The 6,124-nt window shown below is 62.6% G+C and carries 6 protein-coding genes; 3 read left to right on the top strand and 3 right to left on the bottom strand.

Annotated features, from left to right (window positions below):
* Positions 1–266 precede the first annotated feature (266 nt).
* The 3 genes from LLH00_04570 to LLH00_04580 all read left to right on the top strand — a co-directional run bounded on the left by LLH00_04570 (position 267) and on the right by LLH00_04580 (position 3,163).
* Positions 267–1,226, top strand: a complete 960-nt coding sequence (locus LLH00_04570) for a DUF523 and DUF1722 domain-containing protein (protein ID MCE5270538.1) — start codon at positions 267–269, stop codon at positions 1,224–1,226.
* 69 nt (positions 1,227–1,295) lie between these two features.
* Positions 1,296–2,093, top strand: a complete 798-nt coding sequence (locus LLH00_04575) for an NIPSNAP family protein (protein ID MCE5270539.1) — start codon at positions 1,296–1,298, stop codon at positions 2,091–2,093.
* 35 nt (positions 2,094–2,128) lie between these two features.
* Positions 2,129–3,163: a Gfo/Idh/MocA family oxidoreductase gene (locus LLH00_04580; GenBank protein MCE5270540.1), complete on the top strand. Its 1,035-nt coding sequence runs from the start codon at positions 2,129–2,131 to the stop codon at positions 3,161–3,163.
* A gap of 171 nt (positions 3,164–3,334) precedes the next feature.
* Here the strand turns inward: LLH00_04580 and LLH00_04585 are convergent, their stop codons facing one another.
* The 3 genes from LLH00_04585 to LLH00_04595 form a co-directional block, all read right to left on the bottom strand.
* Positions 3,335–4,528 carry a hypothetical protein gene (locus LLH00_04585; protein MCE5270541.1) on the bottom strand — a complete coding sequence of 398 codons (1,194 nt, stop codon included), beginning with the start codon at positions 4,526–4,528 and terminating at the stop codon, positions 3,335–3,337.
* Positions 4,529–4,858: 330 nt separating this feature from the next.
* A complete protein-coding gene (gene phoU, locus LLH00_04590) occupies positions 4,859–5,566 on the bottom strand; it encodes a phosphate signaling complex protein PhoU (protein ID MCE5270542.1) in 708 nt (235 codons plus the stop codon).
* Positions 5,567–5,588: 22 nt separating this feature from the next.
* Positions 5,589–6,124: phosphate ABC transporter ATP-binding protein (locus LLH00_04595; protein MCE5270543.1), on the bottom strand; the 536-nt coding region annotated here is incomplete at its 5' end.

The following is a 6,124-nucleotide window of genomic DNA, read 5'->3' on the forward strand; positions in this document are numbered from 1 at the left end:
CATGAACTGACAAAGGTCATCGGCGAGCTGTTGATGGAACATGTTGATATTATTGAAGTTCTAAGAATCAAGTTCGACAAGCTCAAATTACTTAAACCAAATCAACCTCAATTGGCTCTATCCCTTAAATTTTAACCGGACCGTACTGGGCCGAAACCAAAGCAGAAATGAGACGATCAGCTTCAAACTGCAAGTTCCTAACCGGACATTGCAGGGATCGAGGGGGATTTACACCTTCAATGCCTTTCCGGTAAGGAGGGCACGGCATGGCGAACGACAAGATCAGGCTCGGGATAAGCACCTGCCTTCTGGGCGAGAAAGTGCGCTATGACGGGGGACACAAGCTGGACCCGTTCATCCGCGACACCCTGGGCCAGTGGGTAGAGTTCGTGCCGGTCTGCCCGGAGGTGGAGTGCGGGCTTCCCGTGCCCCGCGAGGCGATGCGCCTGGTGGGAGAGCCCGGCTCGCCTCGTCTTATGACAATCAAATCCGGGATCGACCACACCGGGCGCATGCTGGCCTGGGCGGAGGAGCGCTTGGAAGGTCTGGCGCGCGAGGACCTCTGCGGGTTTATTTTCAAGAGCAAATCCCCCTCCAGCGGCCTGGAGCGGATCAAGGTCTACCCGGCAACGCCCGGTGGGATGCCGGTCAAGAACGGAGTGGGGATTTTCGCGCGGCTGTTCATGCAGCGTTTCCCGTATCTGCCGGTGGAGGATGAGGGCCGTCTGCACGATCCGGTGCTGCGCGAGAATTTCATCGAACGGATATTCGTTATGCAGCGCTGGCGGGCCCTGCTGGCGGAAAACGCCTCTCCCGGGGCGCTGGTGGAGTTCCACACCCGTCACAAGCTGCTGCTGATGGCGCACAGTGTGGAGGGCTACCGCAGCCTGGGCCGTCTGGTGGCCGGGGCCGGGCAGATGGCGAGCGAGGGGCTTTTCAGCGAATATCCGGAGCAGCTCATGCGCGCGCTGCGTCTTGCCGCCACGCCGAAAAAGAATGTCAACGTGCTGACCCACATCCTGGGCTATTTTAAGAAAGTCCTGGCCCCGGACGAGAAACAGGAACTGCTGGAGCTGATCGGGGCCTACGGTGCGGGCCATGTTCCGCTGCTCGTTCCCCTGACCTTGATCAAGCATTACGTGCGCAAGTACGGCCAGCCGTATCTGGAGAAACAGTACTACCTGAACCCGCATCCGCTGGAGCTGAAACTGCGCACGCACGTGTGAAAATGAAGGCTCATATTCTATCAATCCATATTGAACGGTTCGAGTCCCCCAACCGAAAGGAAGCCCCTGATGAAACGACGCGACATGATCCTGGGTGCGGCCGCCGGCACCCTGGCCGCGGCCTCGGCCGCGCAGACCGCCGCCGCAGCCGAAAGCGGCGCGCGCCAGTATCTGGAGCTGAGGCGCTACAGCCTGGCCACCGGCGAGAAGCGCCAGCGTTTCCTGGACTACTGCCGCGACAGCCTCATCCCGGCCTACAACCGCCTGGGTGTGAACCCGGTGGGCGCTTTCAGCCCGCTGTACGGCCAGAACACGCCCTCCTACAGCCTCTACCTCCTGCTGCCGTTCGCCTCCCTGGAGGCTTTCGCCGGGCAGAGCGAGGCGCTTCTGGCGGACAAGGAATACCGCGATAAGGCTGCCGCTATCCTGGACCTGCCGCTCTCCGACCCGGCGTTCCTGCGCTACGAGAGCACGCTCATGCTGGCGTTCGAGGACATGCCGCGCCTGGAGGCGCCCGCGGCCACGGCGGGCAAGGCCTCGCGCATCCTGGAGATGCGCACCTACGAAAGCCACAGCCTGAAGATGGCGAAGAAAAAGATCGAGATGTTCAACCAGGGCGGCGAGATTGCCATTTTCCGGGCGGTGGGGCTGAATCCCGTGTTCTACGCCGAAACACTGGCCGGGGCGCAGATGCCCTGCCTGACCTACATGCTCTCACACGAGAACATGGCCGCCCGCGACAGCGGCTGGGCCGCTTTCGGCGCGCACCCCGACTGGTTGCGCCTGCGCGCGGACGAGCAGTACAAGGACACGGTCTCCAACATCACGGACATCATCCTGAAGCCGCTCGATTTCTCGCAGGTCTGACGCGCTTCACACCCAAGCAGAGGGGAGAGACCCCGATGGCCAGATACAGGGTGGGGATTGTTGGCTTCGGCTGGGTGGCCGGAGCGCACCTCAACTCGTTCAAGGAGCTGCCGCAGTACGAGCCGGTGGCGGTGCTGACCCGTCGCCGGCTCGACCCGGCCTGGTTCCGCCAGAACTATGGAGTGGAACTGAAAGTCTACCACGACTACGATAGGTTCCTGGCCGACCCGGATATCGATATAGTGGATATCTGCACCCCGCACCCATTCCACGCCGGGCAGACCGTGCAGGCCGCAGCCGCGGGCAAGGACCTGATCATAGAAAAGCCCATCGCCCTGAACTTCGAGGACGCCTGCCGGATGCTGGAAGCGGTGGAAAAGAACGCGGTGCGCACCTCGGTCTGTTTCGAGGCGCGGTTCATCTCGGTGGCCAAGGCGATGAAGGCGGTGATAGACCAGGGTCTGCTGGGCGAGGTCTACTACGCCGAGTGTGACTATTTCCACGGCATCGGCCCCTGGTACGGCCAGTTCGAATGGAATGTCAAGCGCGACATGGGCGGCAGCTCGCTCCTGACCGCGGGCTGCCACTCGCTGGACATGCTGCTCTGGCTGACCGGCGGGCGGGTGGAGGAGGTCTATTCCTGCTCCACGGCCAACCCGCACCCGGCCTACCGTCCCTACGAGTACGACCCCACCTCGGTTAGCCTGCTCAAGTTCGAGAACGGCCTGACCCTGGGCAAGGTGGCCTCGGTCACCGACTGCATGCAGCCCTACGTGTTCAACATGAACATGGTCGGCTCGCACGGCTCGTTCCACAACAAGAGATTCTACAGCAAGAAAATCGAGGGCCTCGCCGGCTGGAGCGAAATGGACGTGCAACTGGTGGACAGCGGGGATGTGGCGCACCACCCCTACCGTGAGCAGTTCGCCTATTTCGCCGAGTGCCTGGAGGGGGGCGAAACCCCGCACAACGACCTTCACAGCGCGTTCGAGACGCACCGGGTGGTTTTTGCCGCCGACCGCTCGGCCGCCACCGGCAAGCCGGTGCGCCTGAGCGAGTTCAAGCTGTGAGGTTGGGGTTGTACACTTAGCATGAGAATTGGGGATTCTGTCCCCTTGGCGGCCTGGAGGCCGCAGAGGGTCAAGTCACGCAGTGAAGCGGTACGAAAAGGGTTTGAACTTAAACGCAAACGCCCCGGCTTGTCGCAGCCGGGGCGTTGTTTTCTTCTGATAAGTCATCGCTCAGAGCGAGATCAGGGTGTGCAGGTAGAGCATGGCCTGGGCCGGGCGGGCGCTGTCCTCGTAGTCCAGCACCTGCAGGTTGGGGATGATGTGCACCCGGCTGTTGGCGATGTAGTCCAGGCCCAGGATGAGCAGACGGCCATCCAGCTTGAGCGGCGCAGCCGCGCTGGAGCCCGCCGACCCGTCGAACCCGCTGCTGTAGAAATCGTAGCGCCCGATGGCCTTGAGGTCCTTGCGCCCCAGGTTCAGGTTGCCGAAGACGGCGAAACTGGTGGCGGTGATATCCTCCAGGCTGCAGCCGAAGCGCTTGGAGCTGAGGTCGGCGGCTATCTGCCAGCGGTCCTTCTCGGTCCAGCCGGCCAGAAGGTCCCATTCCAAGTTGTTGTATCTGGCCTCGCTGCCATCCGCGCGCACCGAACTCCAGGGCTCCAGCTCGAAATAGCCCGACAGGTGCAGTTTCCCGCCGCACAGGTACCGCCCGGCCCGCACCTGCAGGTTCTTGAAACGGTCGTCCTCGACTTTCTTGTAGCCGGAGCCGTTGAGGACCATCACGTCCAGGTAGGTGTTCTTGTCCGGCTTGAGCGAGAAAGATAACCCCAGGTCGGCCGAGGAGCCCATCTTGCCGCGCGAGCCACGGGTGAAATCGCTTTTCTGCAGGGCCAGGCGCGCCGCCTCGGCCTGCTGGGCGGCATTACCGGCGGCGAGCACCGCGCGCCGGGCCTCCAGGCCTGCCAGGTAGCGGCCGCGGACATCACCCCAGAAATCGCCGAACGACTCCAGGGGGGCCTTGCGGATTCCACGGTAGCCCCATTCCTTTTCCGGGGTGCGCCAGTTCTGGGTGGTGTGCAGACCCATGGTCAGGTTGGCCGGGATGACGCTCAGTTTCCAGTCCAGATAGGCGTACTTGGCGAACAGCTCGAACTCGCCGTTGTCCTCGTGGGCCATGTCCGACAGGAAACGCAGGCTGAAATTGTCGGCCAGCTTGTAGCGGCCGCCCACGTACAGGCGGGAGATATCGAACGAGTTGCTCTTGCCGTCGCCGCTGCTGATATCGTGCTGGTAGTAGAGGAAAGCGGACAGCTCCGGGGTGAAAGCCGCCAGGGCCTCGTTGACCTGCTGGGCGGCTGCGGGCCGGCTGAACGAGACCGCACAGACCAGAGCGCTGAGCGCGAGTTTCGGTAGCCTGTGGCTCAAAGGCATCTCCTTGTGTTGCGTCCGGTCCCGGGGTGCTGCTCCGTGGTGCACGGACGGCTGGTTCGGGTGGCGCGGCGCGCGCCGGGTCGGTACGGTGGCGCCGGGTTTGACTGACAGGACTCCGGTTGCGAAGACAGGCGCTAATCGAAAACAAACCACAGGCAAATCCGCAGCTAAAACATCGGTCAGCACAAAACCCTGTTCATCCGGTCCGTTGTTTTCCGCTTGTTGCGGGACAGACTTCTGAATCAGGGATCGTACTTCGAGATGGGACCGGCCCGGCTTGAAAGGGCCGGGCGGCGTGCCTTGAGACGGTTGGAACTCAGTGTGTCACTTGCTGTTCCTGTTGCGGTCCGCATTGCGCTGGTCGGCGGCGTAATCCTCGGTCTTGTGGCGGACAATCTCGCCCTCTACCAGGTAGATCACATCCTCGGCGATGTTGGTGGCGTGGTCGGCGATGCGCTCCAGGTGCCGTGAGATGCTGATGAAGTGCATCAGGACGTTGAGGTCCTCGCTCTGGGAGCGGATGCCGTCCTTGACCTGCTCGTACATGCGGCGGTTGATCTCGTCCACCTCGTCATCCGTGGCCAGCACCTGGCGCGCCAGACGGGCGTCGTTGTTCACCAGGGCGTCCAGGCTCTGGCGCAGCATGGTCTGGGTCTTGGCGGTCATGCCCGCGAAGTCGAAGACCATTTTCACGCCGTGGCTGACCGTGGAGAGGAACGCGGCCCGCTCGGCGATGTTCACCGCCAGGTCGCCGATACGCTCCAGGTCGTTGTTGATCTTGAGCACGGAGACGATGAAGCGCAGGTCGAAAGCCACCGGCTGGTGCAGGGCCAGGATCTTCAGGCTTTCCTCCTCGACCTCCACCTCCATGTTGTCGATCTCGATGTCGCTCTTGATGACTTTCTGGGCCAGGGCGGCATCGCGCTTCTCGACCGCGCGCACGGCCAGGTGGACGTTTTCCTCGGCCATGGCGCTTACCGCCAGGATCATGCGCTTTAGCTTCTCGATGCTTTTCAGCAAGTGCTGTGACATAGGTCTCTGCCTCCCCGCACGATCAACCGAAACGGCCGGTGATGTAGTCCTCGGTCTTTTTCTCCCGGGGCTTGGTGAACAATTGGCGAGTGGGCCCGTACTCGATCAGGAACCCCTCGTAGAAAAAGGCGGTGAAATCGGAAACACGCGCCGCCTGCTGCATGTTGTGGGTCACGATGACAATGGTGTAGTCGCGCCGCAGCTCATCGATCAGGTCCTCGATACGGGCCGTGCTGCGCGGGTCGAGGGCGCTGGCCGGCTCGTCCATCAGCAGGATTTCGGGGTCCACGGCCAGGGCGCGGGCGATGCAGAGCCGCTGCTGCTGGCCGCCGGACAGGTCGAGGGCGCTGGAGTCGAGGCGGTTGCGCACCTCCTCCCACAGGCCGGCGCGGTAAAGGCTGCGCTCGACGATCTCCTCCAGCTTGGCGCGGCCGCGAATCCCGTGGATCCGGGGGCCGTAGGCCACGTTCTCGAAAATGCTCTTGGGAAAAGGGTTTGATTTCTGGAACACCATGCCCACCCGCTTGCGCAGCTCGACCACATCCGTGCCGTTGGAGT

The sequence above is a fragment of the bacterium genome (assembly GCA_021372515.1).
Classification (GTDB): domain Bacteria; phylum Gemmatimonadota; class Glassbacteria; order GWA2-58-10; family GWA2-58-10; genus JAJFUG01.